Genomic DNA, 20,589 nt, shown 5'->3' with positions numbered 1-20,589 from the left:
TCGCGCGTCAGGACGCCGGTACGAGCAGATGGACGGCGAGCGCTGTGATCAGCACGGAGGATGCCAGGGCGGTGACGAGCCGCCCCCGGCCGCCGGTCAGTAAGCGACCGAGCAGCGCTCCCCCGCCGGCCAGCAGCAACTGCCAGCCGGCTGACGCGGCGAACGCCGCGAGGACGAACACGGACTGTTCCAGTCGGTCCGGGGCGGCGGCGGTCGCCCGGCTGCCCAGCACCAACGCCGTGAAGTAGACGACGGTGGTGGGGTTCAGCAGGGTCATCCCCGTCAGTCCCAGATAGGCGCGCGCGGGGCTGAGCGGGGGCCGGTCGGACCCGGACACCGAATGCCGCTTGCGGTACTGCCCGATCGCCGTAGTGGCGCTCCGTAGCGCCAGGACGACGAGCACCAGGGCCGAGGCCCAGCGCAACGGCAGGGCGACCGGCTCGATGACACGGGTGAGTGAGGAGCCTCCGACGACCGCGATCAGCGCGTAGAGGCCGTCGGCCGTCGCGACTCCGAGCGCGGCGGCGACGCCGGTTCCGAGGGAGGTCCGGGCGGTGAGAGCCACCAGATAGGTCGCGACCGCTCCGACCGGCATGGCAATGCCGAAGCCGGCCAGCAGTCCCGCGACCAGGGCGGCGCTCACGCGGGAAGGAGAATCGGCCTCCGTGGTCGGCCGGACTGCTGCTGGACCCGCACCGGTCGAGTGGCAGGGGTCGTCGGCAGGGCGGCGGTGATCGAGTTCATGAGCAGATGGTGGGGCCGTGCGGGAGGAGGAGCAACACATTTTCTTTCGGGCGTGCGGCCGTCTCCGGGCTGCGATCCCGTGGACGCCAGGCTCGTGCGCGAGGCGGGCTGGAACGACGCAGGCCCCCAGGCGTTCGTCATGGCCCACAGACCGGCGCATCCGTAGGCGGTGCCCGGTCCGTCCGCATTTCCAACCGGCACCGGAGGGAGGGCCCGCCCCTCGGGGCCGTCGAAGAGGACCTCGGCAGCACACGGCTGTGGCGACGGCTTGAATGATTGACAACTTTAGTTGCCGCGATCCCATTCGGTAACTAAGGTTGTCCACATGATGTCGCCTGAGATCACCTCCGCAGAAGTGGCAGCCCTCGACAAGGCCCTCCTCGAGGCCCTCAACCCTCTCGCCTCAGCCATGCGCGCCCGAGCGACGGGACTGTCCGAGGACCGCATGTGGAATGCGGACCCCATCGAGGTGACCCTGTCGATCCTCACCACCTGGAAGGTGGTGGACGCGGAGGTCAAGCGGTTGACGGCAGTCGCGGCAAAGACCGCCGGCGCCTACGGAGCGAGCTACGAGCAGATGGGCGCCGCTTGGGGCATCACCCGGCAGGGTGCCCGCAAGAAGTGGCCCGACGCCATCAACAGGTCGGCGGCTGCGGAAGCGGAGGAGAGCATCATCGAACTGTGCGGTGGCACTGCTGAATTGACGCAGCACCCGTCATCGGGGCGCTGGCGCTTTACTGGGCAGGGCGCAGACGGAACACTCGCTGAAGCCGACAGCGCCTCTTACTACGCCACGAAGGCAGAGGCCGCCGCACACGCAGGCGCCTTTCTGAAGGAGCACGCCGCCGACCGGCCCTGATCCGGGCCTTCAGTTGCTGGATCTCGACCGCGCCGTGGTGCAGTACATCGGCGACCACGGCGGCCTGGGCATCCCGTACTCCTGGCCGACCTGGAGCGCACTCGGTCACCGGCCCAGCGCCGCCATCGCGGCGTTGTGGCCGGGGACCCCGCTGACCCCGCCGCCGCGCACCGCGCCCGCCCCGCACAGCAGGACGTTGGCGTGCGCCGTCTCGACGCCCCACCGGCCGGTGGACTCCGTGGCGTACGGGAAGGCGAGGTCCCGGTGGAAGATATGGCCGCCGGGCAGCCGCAGATCCCGTTCGAGGTCGAGCGGGGTCTTCGCCTCGATGCACGGTGCGCCGTTCCCGTCGACGGCCAGACAGTCGGCGATCGGCTCGTCGAGATGCGCGTCGAGTTCGGCGATTGTGGCCTCGAGGAGGGCGGCGCGCGTCGCCTCGTTGTCCGCGGCGAAGAGCCGGGCGGGCGTGTGCAGACCGAAGAGGGTGAGGGTCTGGTAGCCGCGGGCGGCGAGGTCGGGGCCGAGGATCGACGGGTCGGTCAGCGAGTGGCAGTAGATCTCCGACGGCGGGGCCGTGGGCAAGCGGCCCGCAGCCGCGTCCCGGTAGGCGTCGGCCAACTGGCCGTACCCCTCCGCGATGTGGAACGTTCCGGCGAACGCCTGGCGAGGGTCGACGGAGCGGTCGCGCAGCCGGGGCAGCCGACGCAGCAGCATGTTCACCTTCAGCTGGGCGCCCTCGGCAGGAGCCGGCGGTTCGTCGCCGAGAAGTGCGGCCAGGGCCTGCGGCGAGGCGTTCACGAGGACCCGGCGGGCGGCGACCGTCCGCTCGCCCTCGGGTGAGCGGACAGTGACTTCGGCCCGTGTCCCGTCGGTCTCGATCCGGGTCGCCTGGTGGTGGACCCGGATCTCGGCCCCCGCCGTCCGGGCAGCCTGCGCGAGGGCGTCGGTGAGCGCGCCCATGCCGCCGACGGGGACGTCCCAGTCGCCCGTTCCGCCGCCGATCACGTGGTAGAGGAAGCAGCGGTTCTGGAGCAGCGACGGGTCGTGCGCGTCGGCGAAGGTACCGATCAGCGCGTCGGTGAGCACGACGCCGCGCACGAGATCGTCGGTGAAGTTCTCCTCGACGGCCGCGCCGATCGGCTCCTCGAAGAGCATGCGCCAGGCGTCCGCGTCCCCGATCCGGTCGCGGAGCGCGTCCCGGGTGGGCAGCGGTTCGGTGAGGGTCGGGAAGACCCTCTCGGCGACCCGCTGTGTCATGCCGTAGAAGCGCTGCCAGGCCTCGTACTCACGCTCCCCACCGGTGAGGGCGGCGAAGGACTCCCGGGTGCGGTCGCCGCCGACGAGCAGTCCGGTGGCTCGCCCGCCACGGACGGTCGGGGTGTACGAGGAAACGGTCCGCTTCCGTACGGCGAAGTCCAGCCCGAGATCGCGGACGATCTTCTGTGGCAGCAGGGACACGAGATAGGAGTAGCGCGACAGCCGTGCATCGAGCCCGTCGAAGGGACGGGTCGAGACGGCCGCTCCCCCGGTGGCGCCCAGGCGTTCGAGGACCAGGACGGACTGTCCGGCGCGGGCGAGGTAGGCGGCGGCGACCAGACCGTTGTGGCCGCCGCCCACGATCACTGCGTCATAGGTGTCAGGTGCGGGCATGGCCCTTGGTAACACAGGATGATCGCCGTCGACCAGAGGCGGTGGCCCAGGTTTCCCCGGTCAGTGCGGGGGCATGCCCCGCTGCTGACGCAGCGCCGCGACCCTGCGGTACAGCTCGACCGCCTCGGCGCCCCGGCCGAGCTGTTCGAGGCAGTGCGCCTGGTCGTTGCGGCTGGCGAGCGCGTCGGGGTGGTCGGCTCCGAGGACGCGTTCGCGAGCCTCCGCAACCGTCCGGTAGACGGTGAGGGCTTCGGCCCAGCGGCCCAGCCAGCCGAGGCCGACGGCGACCTCGCGGCGGCTGATGAGGGTGTCGGGATGGTCGGGGCCCAGGACCCGTTCCCGGATCGCGCACACGTCGCGTGCTTCGGTGAGGGCTTCCTCCCAGCGGGCCAGCCGCCCCAGGTTGACGCCGAGGCCGTGGCGGGCCCGGAGCGTCTCGGGGTCGGCGGGGCCGTTCACCCGGGTCCGGTCGGCGACGAGCGCACGGTAGAGCTCCAGGGCCTCCGCGCTGCGGCCGAGTCTGCCGAGACTGATGCCGACCTCGTAGCGGGCCGAAAGCGTGTCGGGGTGGTCGGCGCCAAGGGTTCGCGCGCGGCCCTCAGTGACTTCCCGATAGGTCTGCAGGGCGTCCGTCCAGCGCCCCAGTCGGCCCAGGGTGTATGCGACTTCATAGAGGGTGACCAGGGTGTCGGGGTGGCTCGCGCCGAGCAACCGGGCACGGGCGTGCGCCACGTCGCGGGTTATCCGGTACGAGTCCTCCAGGCGCCCGAGCCTGCTGAGGTTGAACGCGAGGTTGTGGCGGCAGCGGAGGGTATCGGGATGGTCGGGGCCCATCGTCCGTTCCCGGGAGACGAGCACCGCGGCGTACACCTGGTGGGCCTCGAAGTGGCGGCCGAGCCGGCCGAGGACGTATGCCATTTCCTGCCGGGCGGCGAGGGTCTCCGGGTGGTCGGGGCCGAGAACGCGTTCGCGGCCCTCGGCGACCCGCCCGAATTCGCGCAGCGCGTCGGCGGCGCGCCCCGTGCGGCTGAGGGTGAACCCCACCTCGTACCGGCTGGAGAGGGTGTCGGGGTGCTCGGGGCCGAGGGCGTGCTCGCGTTCGGCGGCGACCGCGCGGTGCACCTCACCGGCCTCCTCCCAGTGACCGAGCCGTCCCAGGTTGAGGCCCGCGCTGTGCCGGTTGGCGAGGGTGGAGAGCAGCTCCGGGGAGGGGGTGGGCCGCTCGGGCCGGGCGGGCAGCAGCCCGCCGGTCAGGGCCCTCAGGTCGGTGCCGGTGGTCCACTCGCCGGTCAGGCCCGCGGAGTGGTCGGGCGGGGCGAGACCGAGCTGCATGGCGCCGGACGCCTTGTGTCCGATGGTCATGCCCCGGGTCCAGGACGGCAGCCGGGGTTCGCCGTCGGGCGGCTGCTGTCCCGGACGTACGACGGGGACCGGCGGGGCGAGCCGGACGCGCCCCGTCGGCCGTGGGAGTCCGGACGACGGAAGATGCTGCTGTTCACCGGTGCGTCCGACGGCGATCCGCTGCCGCAGGTCGCCCGCGTCGGCGGGCCGCTCCTCCGGGGTCTTCGCCAGCAGCTCCAGGACGACGCGGTCGAAGAAGCCGGGGAGTTCGGCACGGTGGCTACGGAGGGGTTCCGGCTGGGTGTCGCGGTGTCCGACGAGGACGGCCCAGGCGTCGTCGAGGTCGAACGGTGGAACCCCTGTGGCGATCTCGTAGAGGACGCAGCCCAGCGAGTAGAGGTCGCTGCGGTGGTCGACCTGGCCGCCGCTGATCTGCTCGGGCGACATGTAGTGCGGGGTGCCCATGGCGATGCCCGTACCGGTCAGGCGGGAGGTGAAGCCGATGTCGTGGCCGAGCCGGGCGATGCCGAAGTCGCAGATCTTCACCGTGCCGTCGGCCAGCCGCATGATGTTGGCGGGCTTGAGGTCGCGGTGGACGATGCCCTGCTGGTGGGTGTAGCCGAGGGCGTCGGCGACCTGCTCGGCGATGTCGACGATGTCCGGGACCGGCAGCGGATGCTGCTTGTTGTCCTCCAGGATCTGGCTGAGGTTGCGGCCGTCGAGGAGCTCCATCACCAGGTAGAGGACGCCTTCGTACTCGCCGAAGTCATGGACGACGGTGACACCGCGGTGCTGGAGGGCGGCGGCCACCCGTGCCTCTCGGCGGAACCGTTCGCGCAGGATCCGGGTGAACGACTGGTCGTGCTGGGGCCCCACAGGTTTGAGGCATTTGACGGCCACGTGGCGGCCCAGCGACTCGTCGCGGGCGCGCCACACCTCGCCCATGCCTCCGCGCCCGATCAGATCGAGCAGCCGGTACCGGCTCTGGATCAGCCTGGTGTCCGCCATCGCGTGCTGTCGCCCCCGTCGCCTCGCCTACTGCTGCGCCCTCCCCGGCCCGTCCAGTATGGCTGTCCGGCTACGGAGTTTGGAGGGGGTGGGGCGGCTGCCGGGACCGAGTCGTTCCATCGCCTTCACAATGTGGCGGGGCGGGAGTTGCCAGCGCAGCCGTGAGGGGATGCAGCGCAGGGCCGTGCCGGTGGCGCGCAGCCGCCGGTCGACGGTGTGCGGGGGCGGCGCGGCCCTGCCGTAGAGCTCATGGGCGTAAGAGGGCAGTGACTGGTAGGCGAGTGCTGCGACACGCCGCCAGAGGAGTTCGCGCGCCGGTACCAACAGCGCGGGGACGGGTGGGCGGCGGAGGAAGGAGTCGACATCGAACGCCTCGGCTCCTGCGGCGAGCTCGGGGCGCACCCGGTCGAAGTAGGCGGCGAGCTGGTCGGTGGTCGCGGGTACGCCGTCGGGATCGAGGCCCACCAGGCGGGCGCTGGTTCGGTGTTCGTCGATGTAACGGTCGGCCTGGGCGGCGCTGATCCTCTGGCCGGAGCGCAGCTGCACCTGGAGGTAGGAGTCGACCTCGGCGCAGTGCACCCAGAGCAGCAGCTCTGGTTCGTCGACGCCGTACGTCTCGCCGGTCGCCGGGTCGGTGGCCTTGAGCAGCCGGTGGATCCGCCGGACGCGGGCGCCCGCCTTCTCGGCGGCTTCGGTGGTGCCGTAGGTGAGGGTGCCGACGAAGCCGGCGGTGCGCATCAGCCGCCCCCAGGCGTCCTTGCGGAAATCGGAGTTCTGCATGACGCCGCGGACGGCGCGCGGGTGCAGCGCCTGGAGGTAGAGGGCACGCACCCCGGCGATCCACATCATCGGGTCGCCGTGCAACTGCCAGGTGACGGATTCAGGACCGAAAAGCCCCGGGTCGGCTTCCACCATGACTGCTCGTACCTCCCGCTCGGCCGCGTACGCAGGTATGGCGTATGCACCCACAGGATGCGCTGTGACCGGGCTGACGCTCCAGGCCCCGCTCCGGCTCGGTCACACCCCGGCGCTGCCCCGACGCCGACGCTCTTTTCGACGGAGTCGCCACCTACGCCATGGTCACCGGCACCGTCTTCGCCCTTCCGCTGCTGCCCACGACCATTCGAGCGACCGCCCACGCACCCGCCGACGCCCTGCTCTCCGCCGCCTTCCTCGGCCTTCTGCCGTCCGCTCTCGGCGCCGTGATCCGGGGCTACGCCGTCGCCCGCCTGCCGCTGGCCTCCACCGCGGCCCTCAGTCCGGTGCTGCCCGTGGCACCCGTGCGGCGGCGCTGTTCACCGCTGTTCACGCAGCACCGTGAGGCGGCGTTTGTACTCGTCCTCGTCGATTTCCCCGCGGGCGAACCGTTCTGCGAGCAGGTCTTCGGCTTGTCGACTTCCCCATGCTGCCTCACCGGGGCGCGGACCGGGCTGGTCGCTGCGGCGGGTGCGGGTGAGGTAGTGGATGAGGGCGACGACCCCGACGATCAGCAGCGACCAGAAGACAACCATGATCACGGCCATGAAGAGCCATCCACCCCAGCCCCAGCGGCCGTCGTACCACATCATGCCGATCGCCTTCTTTCGGTCGGACCGACCGCCGACAGTTCAAGGGTGGCGCGGCGCGGCGCCGTTGAGGAGAGGAAATACGGGCCCTGCCGGGGGGCTGAACGGCCCGTACCGATCTGCACGGGGGCGGTCGCTGACGACAGGGCGATCAAGGTGTGGCCTCACGTGCATCGGCACGTGGGAGAGAGCGATACATCGACGTCTCCCACACGTGGCCGGCCCGATGTGTCAACGCGTCGGCCTGCGTGGTTCCTCGCGTCAGTCGTGGGGGACGACGGCGACCGGACAGCGCGCGTGATGAACGGCGGCCTGCGCCACGGGGCCGAGGTGTGGTGCCAGGGGTCGGCGGTGCCGGCGTCGGCCGACGACCAGCAGATCGGCACCCTCGGCGGCCCGTACAACAGCCTTGGCGGGGCTCACAAGTGCCGTGCTGTCGGTGACGTCCACCTGCGGGAACCTGTCACGCCAGGGGTGGAGGGCCTGGCTGAGGAGCTTGTTTGCGTCCTGAACGATTCCTTCCGCCACGTCATGGTCCACGCCCCAGGGCACGTATGCGTCCACCGGCAGGCTCCGGCCGTGGGCAACCCGAAGAGGCACGCCTCGCGCAGCAGCGGTCTCGAAAGCGAATTGGAGCAGGTCGTCGCAGGGCCCGTGCAGTTTGAGCGCCACCACCACGCCGCCTGTCCCAGTTCGAGTGGTCCGTGGGCCGTCCTCGCCCGTACCGGCTCTCACGAGGACCACCGGCCGCTCGGCGTGTGCCACGACGGGCATGCTGATGTCGCCGAGGAAATAACTCTCGACGGGCGTCAGCCCCCGCGAACCGAGCACGATCATCTCGGACTCCGATGCCGCTCGCAGAAGCGCGTGCTCGGCATCGTCGGCGACCAGGCTGCCGACGACGGGGAGGCCCGGGTGGTGTGCCTGGAGCTCCGTCCGCGTGTTGCGCACGATCCGCCTCGCCCAGTAATTCTGATCCATCTCGGCGGGAATGCGGGTCGGTTCCGGCACCAGCAGAGGCCACGCGTGCAGCAGGCGCAGCGTGAGCTTGCGCCGCTCGGCTTCGTCGGCGGCCCAACGAGCAGCGGCCAGGCTCTCGGGTGACCCGTCGAGGCCAACGGTGACGCATGGCTCCATGACGACTGCCTCCGTCTCGTAAGAAGCCGGAACGAGGGTGTGGGAGCCGCTCTTCCGCACTGCTGTGACCCCTGTGCCCCGGTCCAGGGCATGGAGTACGACGGCAGGGGATCGACGGGCTGAGCACCTACGCAGACGCCCCGGGCACGGTTTCCCTTGACGATAAGTACCCCAGATCCTCCGGTGGCGCATGCGGAACCCGGCGGGGCGAGGGCCGTGGGACCCGCGTATCAGTACCTCACGCCCCAGGCAGTGAACGGCCCTGACACTTGACTTCGACCACGGTCTCCTCCGTAACGTCATCCCATGTCGGACGAAAAAGACTCGGGCGGGCCCGGAAAGTTGCCACGACCGATGTACGAGCGCGAGCTGTACCGGCTCCAGACCGAGCTCGTCAAGCTCCAGGAATGGGTTCGGGCCGAAGGCGCACGGCTCGTCGTGGTGTTCGAGGGGCGTGATGCGGCGGGCAAGGGCAGCACGATCAAGCGCGTCACCGAGCTCCTCAATCCCCGGGTGGCACGCATCGTCGCGCTGCCGCAGCCCACTGAGCGCGAGCGCAGCCAGTGGTATTTCCAGCGCTACGTCGAGCATCTTCCAGCCGCAGGGGAAGTGGTCCTGCTCGACCGAAGCTGGTACAACCGCGCGGGCGTCGAACGCGTCATGGGTTTTTGCACCATGGAGGAACACCAGCGGTTCCTTCGCCAGTGCCCGATCTTCGAGCGGATGCTGGTCGAGGACGGAATCCTGTTGCGCAAGTACTGGTTCTCGGTGAGTGACGCGGTGCAGGAGCAGCGATTCCGGCGTCGGCTGGAAGATCCCGCCCGTCGGTGGAAGCTCTCGCCGCTGGACCTGGAATCGATCAGCCACTGGGAAGCCTATTCGCGGGCGAAGGACGAGATGTTCATCCATACGGACATCTCGGAAGCTCCCTGGTACGTGGTCGAGAGCGACAACAAGCGCCGGGCACGACTGAACATGATCGCCCATCTGCTGTCGACCGTGCCGTACGAAGAGGTCACCTGGCCGGCGATCGAACTGCCACGACGCCCGCCGGCCACGGGCTACCAACGTCCGCCGAGGGACCTTCAGACGTACGTCCCCGACCATGCGTCAGAACTGTGCGAATGAGGCGGGCACGTCTCGTACGGTCAAGTCGCCAGAGGTATGACAGCCACTGGACAGTCAGACCGGTGAAGCAGGGTACGAGCGACCCGGCCGAGGCGAGTGCCGAGGTGACTGCGGCGACGATGATCAGATCCGCGGCGGCCGAGCGCCGGATCAGTGTTTTTTGGCCGTTCCCTCGATCGCCGCCCGGTGCAGCCGGACCGTCGGCGTTGTGTCCCTCGTGCAGGAGGGCGGTCACCGCGTCCCCGGGCAGCGCCTCGGCCTTGACGTCGACGTCCGGATGACGGCGGTGGGCGCGCTCAGCGGCAGTTCCGACGATGCTGACGGCAAACGCCTGCCCCGAAGGGCGACCGAGGCCGAGTGCCGACGCGGCGCCCTCACGTAACCTGGCGCATGGCCACGCTCACCGGTCGTGTCCGCGACGCCGCGAAACACGCCCTGGTCCGGGAAGGGACTACCCCTGCCGAGGAGCCCATCCGGCCCGGTCCAGGGACGAACGGCCCATACGTACCGGGCAACGGTCCGCTCCATGCTGAAGACAGCAGCCATTCCCGCCTCCCCGGGAGACCCGCGATGCCCACCGAAGCGCTCGACGACACGACGCTGAACGGCCTCGTCGCCGATGCCGCCGCTGCCCCGTCCATGCACAACGCCCAGCCCTGGCAGTTCCGCTACGGGCGCGGCAGCCGGACCCTCACCCTCTTGGCGGACCTCGGCCGCGCGATGCCGGAGGCCGACCCCGACACCCGAGCACTGCACGTGGGCTGCGGCGCGGCCCTGCTGAATCTGCGGGTTTCCGCTGCTCACCGCGGCCTGGAGGCGGTCACCGCACTGCTGCCCGTCCCCTCGGCCCCGACCGTACTGGCCCACGTCCGGCTCGACCGTCACCCCGACGCCCCACGGAAGCCCGAGCACGAAGCCCTCGCCGCTCTCCAGCCCGCGATACGGGAACGGCACACCAGCCGCTACCCGTTCGACGAACAGACGATCCCCGAGGACATCCGCGGGCGCTTCGCCGACGCGGCCCGCGCCGAGGGCGCGGACTTCGCGTTCCTGACCCCGATACATCTGGAGACCGTGCTCGAACTGATCCGGGACGCCGAGGGATACGACCGCAGAGACCCGGCACGCGAAGCCGAGCAACGGCGCTGGACCCGGGACACGAACACCGAGGCGCCCGTCGACGGAATCCCGGACTACGCCTTCGGCCCCCGCGACGCCTCCGAACGGGCGACCGTGCGCGATTTCGCGGGCACCGCCGTCTTCGCGAGCCGGGCCCGCGTCCTGTTCGAGAACCGGCCCCAACTCGCTCTTCTGAGCACTCCGGGCGACCGTCCCGAAGACTGGCTTCGCGCCGGTCAGGCCCTGGAACGCGTCCTGCTCACCGCCACACTCCACGCGGTGTCCACCTCCTTCGCGACGCAGCCCCTCGAATGGCCGGACCTGCGATGGATCCTGCGCGACCCCGTCTTCGGCACGGGACACGCCCAGATGATCGTCCGCCTGGGATACGGGCCCACAGGACCGCGTACGCCACGTCGCCCCCTCGAACAGGTACTGACGATCGAACCGTAGGAAGGACCGCGTTCCCGATGAATCGCCTCCCAGCCAGCCTGGAGTACTCAGCGGAAGGAAGTACCTGGCCATGACCCAGCACACCAGCACCGACAAGCCACGCACCAAGCAGTGGAGCGTGCGCCTGGACCTCTTCGAGGAAGGTGACCTCACCAAGGTTCATGCCGTCCTCGACACCGGTGACGGCACCCTTCAGAGCCGCACCTCCGCCCAGCGCAACCCTCACGACGCACCCGTCCCCGAGATCGGCGACGAGTACGCTGCCGGCCGGGCGCTCATCGACCTCGGCAATCAGCTGCTCCGCGCCGGAAGCAGGGACGCCGCGCCGAGCGACCGCGCCGCCCCCGAGTGACAGGTGTCCGAGTCCTCAGCGAGGGCGTCAGCAGCCGGTTCGGGCTCGCTCGACGGTGAGGCCGAAGAAATGGGCCGAGCATGAGATGCACGGGGCGTGATCGCGCATCGCCCGTACGCGCAGGGCGGTCGGCTCCGCATCGGTGGAATCAGCGTCTTCCAAGCGTTCCCGAAGGAAGGACCCGAACACCGGTGACTCGTTCTGCCTGACGGTAAAGGTTCCACCTTCATCCGACGGTGTAGGGACGCATCATTTCGTTGTCTTCGTGTTCGAGCATGTGACAGTGCCAGACATACCGGCCCGCCCGGTCGAATGTCGCCTTCAGCCTCGTCACAGCACCCGGGTAAGCGACTGCTGTGTCCTTGAACCCCCTCTCCCACGGCTCGGCGGGCCGGGCGGCACGGCCGGCCTGTTGCCGGTCAAGGACCTGGAACTGGACCTCGTGGATATGGATCGGGTGTGCATCCTTCGTGAGATTGTGAATCTCCCAGATCTCGGTCGCACCCAGGGCCGGATTCTCCGTGACCGGGTCGTCCCACCGCATCGGCACAGCGGCTCCGTTTCGGTCCAGGGTGCCGAGCAGCAGTTGTCGGGGTCCGACGTGCGGGCGTGACGTGGAGTTCTGCTCACTGAGGGAAAGCCGTCGGATGCGGCTCGCCTTCCCCAACGGCTCGAACGACGGCAGCGACAGCTGGGCGGGTGGGACGGTCGTGTCCGGTGTGGTGAGTGCTCCGACCGTGAATTTCATGACCTGCCCGGTGGTGGCCGGGTCCGCCGGGGAGAAGTCCGTACCCGCCTTCCCGCCCTGGAATGCTTTGTCGGGGCCCTCGTTGATGAGATACAACTCGGTCCCGACCGGGAATGACGCGAAGTCGACGATCACGTCGGCGCGCTCGGCGGGAGCGATGAGTACCTGGTCTCGTCGTACCGGCGCGGAGAGGAAACCCCCCTCGCTGCCGATCTGCCAGAAGGGGAGGGCGGGGGCCGCGGGCCTGTGGGCGAGTGGGCGGGTGACGATCTTCAGGATCAGGTACCGCGAGTTGCATCCGTTGAGAAGCCGGAACCGGTAGCGGCGCGGTTCGACGTGAAGGGCCGGCCAGGTTCTCCCGTTGGTCACCATGGTGTTGCCGAAGAACTCGGGGTTCCAGATCGGAGGGATGTCGCTGCCCGGGATGTAGGGGCCCTTGAATCCGTCGAAGGCAGCGCGTCCGGGCGGGTAGAACAGGCTGCCGTCGACGTGGAACGAGCGGTCCTGGATGGCGAGAGGGATCTCGTAATACTTCCGGCCGGGCGGATCACCGGGCCGGGGTGCGGGACCGGGCAACACTCCACCGGGAAGGTCCGCAGATCCGCCTCGCAGAAGGTAGAACCCCGCCAGTCCGGCGTAGACATTCAGCCGCGTGACACCCAGTGCATGATCGTGGAACCAGATGGTCGAGGCTCTCTCCGCATTGGCGTACTGGAATACGGCGTCCCCCCGGCCCCAGGTGTCGTCGAACCCGTCTTCGAATTTTTCCTTGAACTTCTCGTAGAACGAGCCGCCTTCAGCGTATCCCGCGGGAATGTCAAGCGCGTCGGGAAGATACCAGGCTTCGGTGTAGCCATCGCTCTCCTCCGAGTTCCGCCCGCCATGCAGGTGCGTCACGATCGGCACCGGGCCCGTGTACGGTCCGGGGGTCGAGCGGAATCCGGGACGTGAGTCCCGGGCCGACGCTCCGCCCGGAGGGTTCGCCCAGTGCAGGGTGGGGTCGACCGGCAGCAGGTGCGGCAGGTAACGGCCTTGGCGATCCCGCAGTTGGTTTTTCCACCTCGCCCGCACCGGCGTTCCGAAGCGAGCCTCGACGGTGAACGCGGGGTAGTGGAAGCTGCGCGGATGCAGAGTTGAGCCGTACCCCCACACGGTCGTCGCCGGCAGGCCGGAGGGCAGCACCTGTTGCTGGAACTGTCGCACGCCGATCACGTAGTGGTCGATGCCATCAGCGATGCCGCCCCCGGCCTGCGGCATGACGGGCGGGACGACGAGCGGCGTGACGTACTTGTCCACCTTTCCCGGATCCAGAAGGCCCCCACCGGCCGGCGCCCAGAACCGCGGAGCCCCGTAACCGGCCGGAAGGAGCGCGAGCAATCCGCCGGCCGCTGCCTGCACTACACGCCGTCTCGTGACCACCCGTGTCCTCCAGCGCTCGCCGGGCTGACCCCGGCCCTGCTGTCTGCTCCAGCTCTGCTCGGCGGCCAGACCGCCAACAAGTACCGGGCATCATCAGGTTGCCGTAGACGGTAGATCAGTGCGTTGCGGGATTACTCCGGACGAGGAATCTCTCGACCACCGCTGGCGGCAGCCAAGTCACCGCCGGCGGATCGGGACGTGCTGGGCATGCGGCGACATACAGTGTCACTTCCTGATGTGGTCGGCCCCGATGCAGGCGGTACCTGATGCGGTCAGTGGTGTGCGGCGGGCGCCGCGTCGGTGGTCTGCTCGGGCTGCCGGGTCGGCTGTTCGGACGGGTATCGCGAGCAGGGTACGGCGAGGCAGGCGGCCGTCGCAGCGAGCTTGCCGTCTTGTCGCAGGAGAGCCGTACGCGGTCGAGCCGAGAGCTGCCGTCGACGAGGTCCACTTGTGACGAGCGTCACATCACATGGAGCGAACTTCGTTGCCTGCCTCGCATCTTGTCGGCGTCGGGTCACCGAGCGGCTGCGGATTGCCGCCCTTCCGCTCGGCAGTCGTCCCGTCTCCGTCACTGAAAGACACTCCGAGGAGCTGACCTTGAGCACCGCACCACTTGCACGGAACATCGTCCTGGTCCACGGCGGATTCGTCGACGGATCCGGCTGGAAGGGGGTCTACGATCTGCTCCGCGCGGACGGCTACCGCGTAAGCATCGTGCAGAACCCCACCCTTTCCCTCGCCGGTGACGTCGCCGCGACCAAACTCGTCCTCGACGCTCAGGACGGCCCGACCGTGCTGGTCGGACACTCCTACGGCGGCGCGGTGATCTCGGAAGCAGGCAACCACGAGAACGTCACTGCACTCGTGTACATCGCGGCGTTCGCGCCCGACAAGGACGAGTCCGTGAACACCCTGATCGCGGACCCGCCGCCCGGTGCGCCCGTCCCGCCGATCCTGCCGCCCGTCGACGGGTACCTCTTCCTCGACCGGGAAAAGTTCGCCGAATCCTTCGCCGGGGACCTGCCGGCCGGCGAGGCCCAGTTCCTGGCTGACTCACAGGTCCCCTGGGGGCTGGATGCCCTGGGCGGCGCGGTCGAGCATCCCGCCTGGCGGGGCAAGCCGAGTCACTACCTGGTCGCCACCGACGACCGCATGATTCCACCGCCGGCCCAGCGCGCCATGGCCGAGCGGGCCGGTGCGACCGTACACGAGACGGGCGGCAGCCACGCCGTCTATGTGTCCAAGCCCGCCGAGGTCGCCGCGATCGTCACGAAGGCCGCTTCCGGCACCGACGCCTCGGAAGCCACCGCCTGAGCAGCAGCCGAGACTCCGCAATCCGGTGCGCACCCGCTTCCGGGCCACCGGATCCGCCTCGCCTTCTCGCGGATCACGCGGCCGACGCTCACGCGATCCGCGAGAAGGTATTCCGCCGATCCGCACTGCGGCCGGAAACGGCCCTGGACCGATGCGCACCGGATCACTACCTTTTCCGCGTCGCCGGAATCTGCCTCGGAGGCGGTCAGACATGGTTCCCTATCAGCCCCTCACCGACGCGGAACTCACTCGCCGAGCCCAGGCCGGCGAAACCGGCGCCCTCGGTCTGCTGCTGGCCCGCCATCAAGCGCCCATGCACGCGGTTGCGTTGAGCCTTCTCGGCCAAGGCCCGGACGCGGACGACGCGGTGCAGGATGCCGCATTGACCGCTCTGCGCCGCATCGGCGACGTGCGGGATCCTTCGGCCGTCGGGGCATGGCTGCGCGCGGTCGTACGCAACGCCGCCCGCATGCGCCTGCGCTCCGTGCGCGAGATGCCCGGACTGGACGGCCTCGGCCACCTCCAGCTCCGCGACCACGGATCATCGCATCCGGAACAGATCGTCGAGCAGCACGCATTGCGCGACTGGATCTGGGCCGCGGTGGAGGAACTGCCGCAGCACCTGCGACTGGTGGTGATGCTGCGACACTTCAGCGACATCACCACCTACCAGGAGATCGCCGAAGTGTGCGAGGTGCCCGTGGGCACGGTTCGCAGCCGGCTGAGCCAGGGCAGGGCGACCATGGCTCGCGCGCTGAGGGCAACCGCCGAGCAGGCGTACGACGACGCCTCCGCCGTCACTGAGGAGAGCAGGCGCGAGGCCGTCGCGACCCTGGAGGCGTCCGAACGCGGCCCCCTGCCCCGGGAGATCGCCGAGCTGTGGCCGAAGGAGACCGAACTGGTCGGCATCCTCAGCCAGCCTGGCGAGCGAATCCATCCCACGCCGGCCCTGCGCCGCATCCTGGACGCGGGGGTGCGACAGCACCTCCGGCATGTAGTGGCCAGCAGCGACATCGCCATATGGGAGATGGACGTCACCAATCCGGCGGACAAGGTCGACCCCTGCCCGTCGACGCTCGCGTGGCTCATGTTCCGCGAGGACGGACGGGTGCAGCGGCTCCGGGTGGTCTTCCCCCGGCCGGAGGGGTGAGCACTCCTCGTCTCTACCCGCCAGGGGGTGATACCGGCGGCGGGCACAGCTTCAGGTGCTCCGGCCTCCCGGTCGTCGGGGTGACTGTCCGTAGGGATTGCGCTCGGCTCCTCCCGCTATGTGCTCGTCGGGCACACCATGGGCGGCATGGTGGCCCAGACGCCGGCCGCACGCAAGCCCGACGATCATCGGTGCCGAGCACGGCAACTGCCGGAACGTCTGCCCCCCGGCGACCGAAGAACTCATCAAGCAGGCCCAGGAAGCCGCCCGGACCCGCACGGTGTAATCCGGCGCCGTCACAGGCGAAGCCCAAGCCCCGTCACGCCGGCCGCGGCCCGCTGCCGGCGTGACGGCCCCCGGAACATCGCGGTGGCCCCGGGACGCAGTGCACAGCATCCGAGTAGGGCAGGCGCTGAGTGGACTGCCGATGTTCGGCGCGACTTCCCTGAAGACCCGCTCCACGTACCGTGCAGCTGCACTCCTCCCATACCCGGCATGCGTGAGCGCACCGTCCTCACCACCGCACCGATCTGCCCCCGGGCCGGGGCATCCGACGAAAGGGACACATCGTGACCACTGACGCACACCTGTCCGTCTTCGAGCAGCTCGATCTCCCCGACACGAGCCTCACCCGGGAGGCATACGCCTACGTGGCACGGGCCACGCCCGTCTTCGTTCTCCATCACAGCGTTCGCAGCTACGTCTTCGCCCGCGCCCATGCCCAGGGCCGGGGCCTGCGCGCCGGGGCTGACTACGACGACGAGCTGCTGTTCGTCAGCTGCGTCCTGCACGACATCGGACTGAGCGAGGAGGGCAACGGCGACCAGCGTTTCGAAGTCGACGGCGCCGACACCGCCGCCGCATTCCTCCGCGAACGCGGTGTCGAGAAACGGCGTATCGCCATCGCCTGGGATGCCATCGCCCTGCACACCTCGGACGGCATCGCCGCGAGGAAAGGCACGGAGGTGGCGCTGGCCCAGGCAGGCATCGGCACCGACATCCTCGGAGTCCGACGTGAGAGCCTTCCGGCCGGTCTCGCCGACGATGTGCACACCCTGCTCCCGCGTCTGGACCTGGCCTACGCACTCAGCGACGCCATCGTCACCCAGGCCAAGGCCAAGCCCCACAAGGCGACCCCGACGACCTTCCCGGGCCAACTGCTGCGCCACCATCTGCCCTACGGCGCGCATCGGGGCTGGTATGACCTGCTCGCCGCGGCCGGCTGGGGCGACAAGCCTCTCGGTGCCGCCGCCCGGCGCCGTGCGGAGACACCTCAGCAGGTGGGGACCCTCTTCATGGAGTACCTGGAGGCCGGTGACATCGAGGGCCTGGTTTCGCTCTACGAGCCGAACGCTCACCTCGTTCCCACCCCCGGAACCGATGTGGTGGGCACGGACGCCATTCGCGAGGCCCTGCAGCAGTTGATCGACAGCGGTGCCCGTCTCAAGCTCGAACTCCGCGACATCCGCCAGGTGGACGACATCGCTCTGGTGTCGAACAACGCCACCCTCACCAGGATCGGACCGGAGCCGGTGATCTCCACCACCACGGAGATTCTTCGACGCCAGCCGGACGGCGGCTGGGTCCACGTCGTGGACGACCTGTTCTTCAGCTGAGCGCGTCGGGCGGCCCGCGCTCAGACCCACCGGTTGCCTGCCGCCCCCCGATCTTCGGCGTATCGGCGATCATTGCCGGCATCCTGATCGCCCCCATCGGACTCCTGCACACCGTCCTCGGTTACGGCATCGCCGTCATCCTCGCGGCCTCCCTCGCGCTCCCCGCCCAGCACCGCCTCACCCGCCACGTGCCCAGTTAGCCCGCCCCGGGCTGGTGCTTCCTCAGCCGGACCCGCTAGATGATCAATTCCAAGGGATGCCTGCGGAGGGTGTGGGGTGGGCGGCGGCCGAAGCCATCGCGAGACGGTCAGGCGGCGGGCTGCCGGCCCTGGTTGTCGAGGTGGCAGCGGGCGGTCAGGCGTCAGGGTCGACTTCGGGGTGCGTGAACCGCACGGGCTTGCCCAGCGACCGGGCGTAGGCGATTTCGGCTCGGGTGCTGTCTCCGATGTGGTCGCCGACTACGAGCACCTCATCAGCGAGCCGGATCTTCGCCCGGTGCAGATCGTCGAGTTGAACCTTCAGCGCCTCGGCCTCGACAGGATCGGACCAAAGTCCGTGCGGCGACTTCATGTCACAGCCCGGTTTGACGACAATCTTTCCGGCTTTGGTCTCCCGCAGATCGGCCTCGTTCATCTCGGTCATGAAGCGGGTGGAGCCGCAGATCACGACGATACGCGGGAGGCTCAACAGCTTCTTCGCGTCGGCGAGCTTCTCCTCGGGGGTGAGCAGTTGCGGGTATGACACTGGTTCCTCCTGGTGGTGTGGTCCAAGGGGTGCCTGCGGAGACGAGAACGAGGGTGTCCAAGATCGTTTTGTGACGAACGACGTGGACACCCTCGCGACAGCACTCTATGCGACGACCGACGACATGCTGAAGGAGCATCCCGACCTGGCGCCGTGGCGCCCGCCGGTCGGCATTACGCCCCGCCTGAGCGATGCCGAACTGGTCGCCCTCGCCACGATGCAGGCCATACTCGGCTACACCTCCGAGGCCAAATGGCTCCGCCATGCCCGTGCCCACCTGCGCCACCTCTTCCCCTACCTGCCCCAGCAGCCCGGTACAACAAGCGGCTGCGCAAGGCCGCCGGTCTGATGCGAAGCGTCAACCGGATCCTGGCCACCACCACCTCGGTGTGGAGCGACGACGTATGGGTCGTGGACTCCACCCCGGTGGAATGCGGCCGCTCCCGCGAGACCGTCAAACGCTCCGACCTGGCAGGTTGGGCCGAATACGGCTACTGCGCCAGCCACAGCCGCTTCTTCTGGGGCCTGCGCCTGCACCTGGTCTGCACCCTTCAGGGCCTGCCCATCGCCTTCGCCCTGACCGGGGCCAAGGCCGACGAACGCGAGACCCTCCTTGACCTCCTGGCAGCCGAATGCGAGCTTCTGCGAGAGCGCCCCCGACAGACTCTCATCGGCGACAAGAACTACTTCGGCCGTGGTTTCGAACGCGAACTGTCCGAGCATGGAGTCCAGTTGCTGCGGCCTGCCCGTAAAGGTGAACGGGAACGGCCTGGCGCAGCCCTGTTCAAGCCGCTGCGACAGGTCATCGAATCGATCAACGAGACCTTCAAGGGACAGCTTGACCTCGAACGGCACCGAGGGCGCACACCCGGAGGTGTCATAGCCCGCGTCATGCAACGCATCCTCGCGCTGACCGCCGCGATCTGGCACAACGACGCCACCGGACAAACCGTCCTACGCTCACTGATCGCCTACGATCACTGACCCCTTGGAATAGATCATCTAGAAGACAACGTGGGCCTCATCCCCTGGTTCCCCATGGCCACCGGCCAGTGCGACTTGCCCCCGCGAGCTCAATCGCCGCGAAGATCTCGACACACACCCAGTGGCACCACGTCGACGACCTCCTCGAACTCACCGCGAAGAGCCCGCAATCACCCGTCCGGTCACGTCGTGAAACCCCATGTACAGCCACCTGGATCAGCTAGAGGTGGTTCCCGCAGGACACATCAAGCGCCTCAAGGAGACCCCCATGTCTACACCCGCACAGAACAAGGACCTCGTTCTGAAAGCGTTCCAGTGGGCGGGATCTATGCTGTGGCCTGCGGCCGCCGCCTGATCTTCTGTCTTCACACACCGATGCTCAACGGTGGCCGATCTCTCGCCGCTCGCCCCCTGCCATCCGGGGGCAGGGGCCTAAGCGCGCCGGGCAGGGGGCTAATCATGTGGTCGATCACTTCGCGGCCGGTGTTCCGGCGCTTCGTCGGTGCCGTCGTGGTCGGCGTGGCCTTGGCCGCGACCTCGGGATGCACGGTCCCCGTCGATGCCGTTGCCGGTATCTCCGTGACCGGCGACGGCCATCTGCTCGGTGTCATGATGGTCTGCGGACATCAGATCGATGGCGCGACCCTCTACGTGGACAGCGCCGACGCTGACAAGACGGTGACGGTCGGTTCATGGACCGCCGACCGTCCTCTCACACCCGGTCTCGCCACCTGGCCCCTCGATTCCCCTGCTGCTGGCTGGGCCGCGACCAGATCTCTCGCTCAGCTCACCGCCAGGACCACCTACGTGTTCTACGGCTGGACCAAGGACAACTCGTGGTCATCGAGCAGCGTCTCCTTCACCCTGTCCGACCGGGACCGGCTCACCCCCGGAAGGGTCCGCTACGACAACGTCTCAGACAACGGCGACGAGTCCGCGATCACCGTCTCCATAGCGGAGTTCAAGGCCAGGGCCTGCCAGAACATGTAATGCCACGGCGCCCTCGGCCAGGCTGAGGCACTCCCGTTGCCGGGAGGCACGCGCTCAACCTAATTCCTTGTTAACGGTGCCGCGAGGAGCCACGAGCCTGGCGGTGCAGTTCGAGTGCTGGACCGTGACGTCTGATGCGGCACTGGCTAGGTACCCCCGAACTTAATCAACTCAGCTTGAGATAAAACCTGTGGCGGTCAGGGGGCGGGGTGTTCGGTTCGCCGCTCTTCTGTTCGTTGGCTGCCTTCGAGCAGGGCGTTGCCTACGT

17 protein-coding genes and 1 pseudogene are annotated in these 20,589 nt (G+C 69.0%); 10 read left to right on the top strand and 8 right to left on the bottom strand.

The window, feature by feature from the left end; translation table 11 throughout:
• Nucleotides 1-7: 7 nt before the first annotated feature.
• The gene (locus tag AB0N06_RS30835; protein WP_366137989.1) at nt 8-643 is read right to left on the bottom strand and encodes a LysE family transporter; all 636 of its coding nucleotides are present in this window, start codon (nt 641-643) and stop codon (nt 8-10) included.
• A gap of 426 nt (nt 644-1,069) precedes the next feature.
• On the opposite strand from AB0N06_RS30835, the gene AB0N06_RS30830 reads away from it, so the two are divergent.
• Nucleotides 1,070-1,603 (top strand): hypothetical protein, encoded by a 534-nt coding sequence (locus tag AB0N06_RS30830; RefSeq protein ID WP_366137988.1) that lies wholly within the window; start codon nt 1,070-1,072, stop codon nt 1,601-1,603.
• A gap of 105 nt (nt 1,604-1,708) precedes the next feature.
• On the opposite strand, the gene AB0N06_RS30825 is transcribed toward AB0N06_RS30830, so the two are convergent.
• The 5 genes from AB0N06_RS30825 to AB0N06_RS30805 all read right to left on the bottom strand — a co-directional run bounded on the left by AB0N06_RS30825 (nt 1,709) and on the right by AB0N06_RS30805 (nt 8,304).
• Complete coding sequence (locus AB0N06_RS30825; protein ID WP_366137987.1) at nt 1,709-3,253, bottom strand: NAD(P)/FAD-dependent oxidoreductase; 1,545 nt, start codon at nt 3,251-3,253, stop codon at nt 1,709-1,711.
• A 60-nt stretch (nt 3,254-3,313) separates the two neighbouring features.
• Nucleotides 3,314-5,602, bottom strand: coding sequence for a serine/threonine-protein kinase (locus AB0N06_RS30820; RefSeq protein ID WP_366137986.1), 2,289 nt, complete (start codon nt 5,600-5,602; stop codon nt 3,314-3,316).
• Nucleotides 5,603-5,629: 27 nt separating this feature from the next.
• Nucleotides 5,630-6,517 carry an oxygenase MpaB family protein gene (locus tag AB0N06_RS30815; protein ID WP_366137985.1) on the bottom strand — a complete coding sequence of 296 codons (888 nt, stop codon included), beginning with the start codon at nt 6,515-6,517 and terminating at the stop codon, nt 5,630-5,632.
• Between the two features lie 380 nt (nt 6,518-6,897).
• Complete coding sequence (locus AB0N06_RS30810) at nt 6,898-7,170, bottom strand: SHOCT domain-containing protein (RefSeq protein ID WP_366137984.1); 273 nt, start codon at nt 7,168-7,170, stop codon at nt 6,898-6,900.
• A 258-nt stretch (nt 7,171-7,428) separates the two neighbouring features.
• Complete coding sequence (locus tag AB0N06_RS30805) at nt 7,429-8,304, bottom strand: universal stress protein (protein WP_366137983.1); 876 nt, start codon at nt 8,302-8,304, stop codon at nt 7,429-7,431.
• A gap of 306 nt (nt 8,305-8,610) precedes the next feature.
• On the opposite strand from AB0N06_RS30805, the gene ppk2 reads away from it, so the two are divergent.
• The 4 genes from ppk2 to AB0N06_RS30785 all read left to right on the top strand — a co-directional run bounded on the left by ppk2 (nt 8,611) and on the right by AB0N06_RS30785 (nt 11,356).
• Nucleotides 8,611-9,432 (top strand): polyphosphate kinase 2, encoded by an 822-nt coding sequence (ppk2, locus tag AB0N06_RS30800; RefSeq protein WP_366137982.1) that lies wholly within the window; start codon nt 8,611-8,613, stop codon nt 9,430-9,432.
• Nucleotides 9,433-9,640: 208 nt separating this feature from the next.
• Complete coding sequence (locus AB0N06_RS30795; RefSeq protein ID WP_366137981.1) at nt 9,641-9,814, top strand: hypothetical protein; 174 nt, start codon at nt 9,641-9,643, stop codon at nt 9,812-9,814.
• 188 nt (nt 9,815-10,002) lie between these two features.
• The gene (locus AB0N06_RS30790; protein ID WP_366137979.1) at nt 10,003-11,004 is read left to right on the top strand and encodes a nitroreductase; all 1,002 of its coding nucleotides are present in this window, start codon (nt 10,003-10,005) and stop codon (nt 11,002-11,004) included.
• Between the two features lie 70 nt (nt 11,005-11,074).
• A complete protein-coding gene (locus AB0N06_RS30785; protein ID WP_366137978.1) occupies nt 11,075-11,356 on the top strand; it encodes a dsRBD fold-containing protein in 282 nt (93 codons plus the stop codon).
• Nucleotides 11,357-11,582: 226 nt separating this feature from the next.
• Here the strand turns inward: AB0N06_RS30785 and AB0N06_RS30780 are convergent, their stop codons facing one another.
• Entirely contained in the window at nt 11,583-13,400 is a 1,818-nt protein-coding gene (locus AB0N06_RS30780; RefSeq protein ID WP_366137977.1) for a multicopper oxidase, read from the bottom strand.
• A gap of 720 nt (nt 13,401-14,120) precedes the next feature.
• Here AB0N06_RS30780 and AB0N06_RS30775 point away from each other — a divergent pair.
• From AB0N06_RS30775 to AB0N06_RS30765, 3 genes are all read left to right on the top strand, one after another.
• A complete protein-coding gene (locus AB0N06_RS30775) occupies nt 14,121-14,837 on the top strand; it encodes an alpha/beta hydrolase (protein WP_366137976.1) in 717 nt (238 codons plus the stop codon).
• Between the two features lie 211 nt (nt 14,838-15,048).
• Nucleotides 15,049-15,987 (top strand): sigma-70 family RNA polymerase sigma factor, encoded by a 939-nt coding sequence (locus AB0N06_RS30770; RefSeq protein ID WP_366137974.1) that lies wholly within the window; start codon nt 15,049-15,051, stop codon nt 15,985-15,987.
• A 569-nt stretch (nt 15,988-16,556) separates the two neighbouring features.
• The gene (locus tag AB0N06_RS30765; RefSeq protein ID WP_366137973.1) at nt 16,557-17,603 is read left to right on the top strand and encodes a nuclear transport factor 2 family protein; all 1,047 of its coding nucleotides are present in this window, start codon (nt 16,557-16,559) and stop codon (nt 17,601-17,603) included.
• A gap of 354 nt (nt 17,604-17,957) precedes the next feature.
• Here AB0N06_RS30765 and AB0N06_RS30760 read toward each other — a convergent pair whose 3' ends face one another.
• A complete protein-coding gene (locus tag AB0N06_RS30760; protein ID WP_366137972.1) occupies nt 17,958-18,347 on the bottom strand; it encodes a hypothetical protein in 390 nt (129 codons plus the stop codon).
• Nucleotides 18,348-18,417: 70 nt separating this feature from the next.
• Here AB0N06_RS30760 and AB0N06_RS30755 point away from each other — a divergent pair.
• Both AB0N06_RS30755 and AB0N06_RS30750 read left to right on the top strand, forming a co-directional pair.
• Nucleotides 18,418-19,331, top strand: a pseudogene (locus AB0N06_RS30755) (IS982 family transposase).
• Nucleotides 19,332-19,790: 459 nt separating this feature from the next.
• On the top strand, nt 19,791-20,321 hold the full coding sequence (locus AB0N06_RS30750) for a hypothetical protein (protein ID WP_366137971.1): 531 nt from the start codon (nt 19,791-19,793) through the stop codon (nt 20,319-20,321).
• The last annotated feature ends 268 nt before the right edge of the window (nt 20,322-20,589 follow it).

Source organism: Streptomyces sp. NPDC051020 (genome assembly GCF_040683105.1).
In the GTDB taxonomy this organism is placed as follows: domain Bacteria; phylum Actinomycetota; class Actinomycetes; order Streptomycetales; family Streptomycetaceae; genus Streptomyces.
Note: the sequence above shows the minus strand (reverse complement) of the source record. Positions and strands in the feature narration are given on the sequence as shown.

What these genes read in the sequence shown, in the direction of transcription:
- AB0N06_RS30830 (WP_366137988.1), top strand. Translation starts at nt 1,070, where the DNA reads ATGATGTCGCCTGAGATCACCTCCGCAGAAGTGGCAGCCCTCGACAAG.
- AB0N06_RS30790 (WP_366137979.1), top strand. Translation starts at nt 10,003, where the DNA reads ATGCCCACCGAAGCGCTCGACGACACGACGCTGAACGGCCTCGTCGCC.
- AB0N06_RS30770 (WP_366137974.1), top strand. Translation starts at nt 15,049, where the DNA reads ATGGTTCCCTATCAGCCCCTCACCGACGCGGAACTCACTCGCCGAGCC.
- AB0N06_RS30815 (WP_366137985.1), bottom strand. Translation starts at nt 6,517, where the DNA reads ATGGTGGAAGCCGACCCGGGGCTTTTCGGTCCTGAATCCGTCACCTGG.
- AB0N06_RS30820 (WP_366137986.1), bottom strand. Translation starts at nt 5,602, where the DNA reads ATGGCGGACACCAGGCTGATCCAGAGCCGGTACCGGCTGCTCGATCTG.
- AB0N06_RS30805 (WP_366137983.1), bottom strand. Translation starts at nt 8,304, where the DNA reads ATGGAGCCATGCGTCACCGTTGGCCTCGACGGGTCACCCGAGAGCCTG.
- AB0N06_RS30750 (WP_366137971.1), top strand. Translation starts at nt 19,791, where the DNA reads ATGTGGTCGATCACTTCGCGGCCGGTGTTCCGGCGCTTCGTCGGTGCC.
- AB0N06_RS30825 (WP_366137987.1), bottom strand. Translation starts at nt 3,253, where the DNA reads ATGCCCGCACCTGACACCTATGACGCAGTGATCGTGGGCGGCGGCCAC.
- AB0N06_RS30810 (WP_366137984.1), bottom strand. Translation starts at nt 7,170, where the DNA reads ATGATGTGGTACGACGGCCGCTGGGGCTGGGGTGGATGGCTCTTCATG.
- AB0N06_RS30785 (WP_366137978.1), top strand. Translation starts at nt 11,075, where the DNA reads ATGACCCAGCACACCAGCACCGACAAGCCACGCACCAAGCAGTGGAGC.
- ppk2 (WP_366137982.1), top strand. Translation starts at nt 8,611, where the DNA reads ATGTCGGACGAAAAAGACTCGGGCGGGCCCGGAAAGTTGCCACGACCG.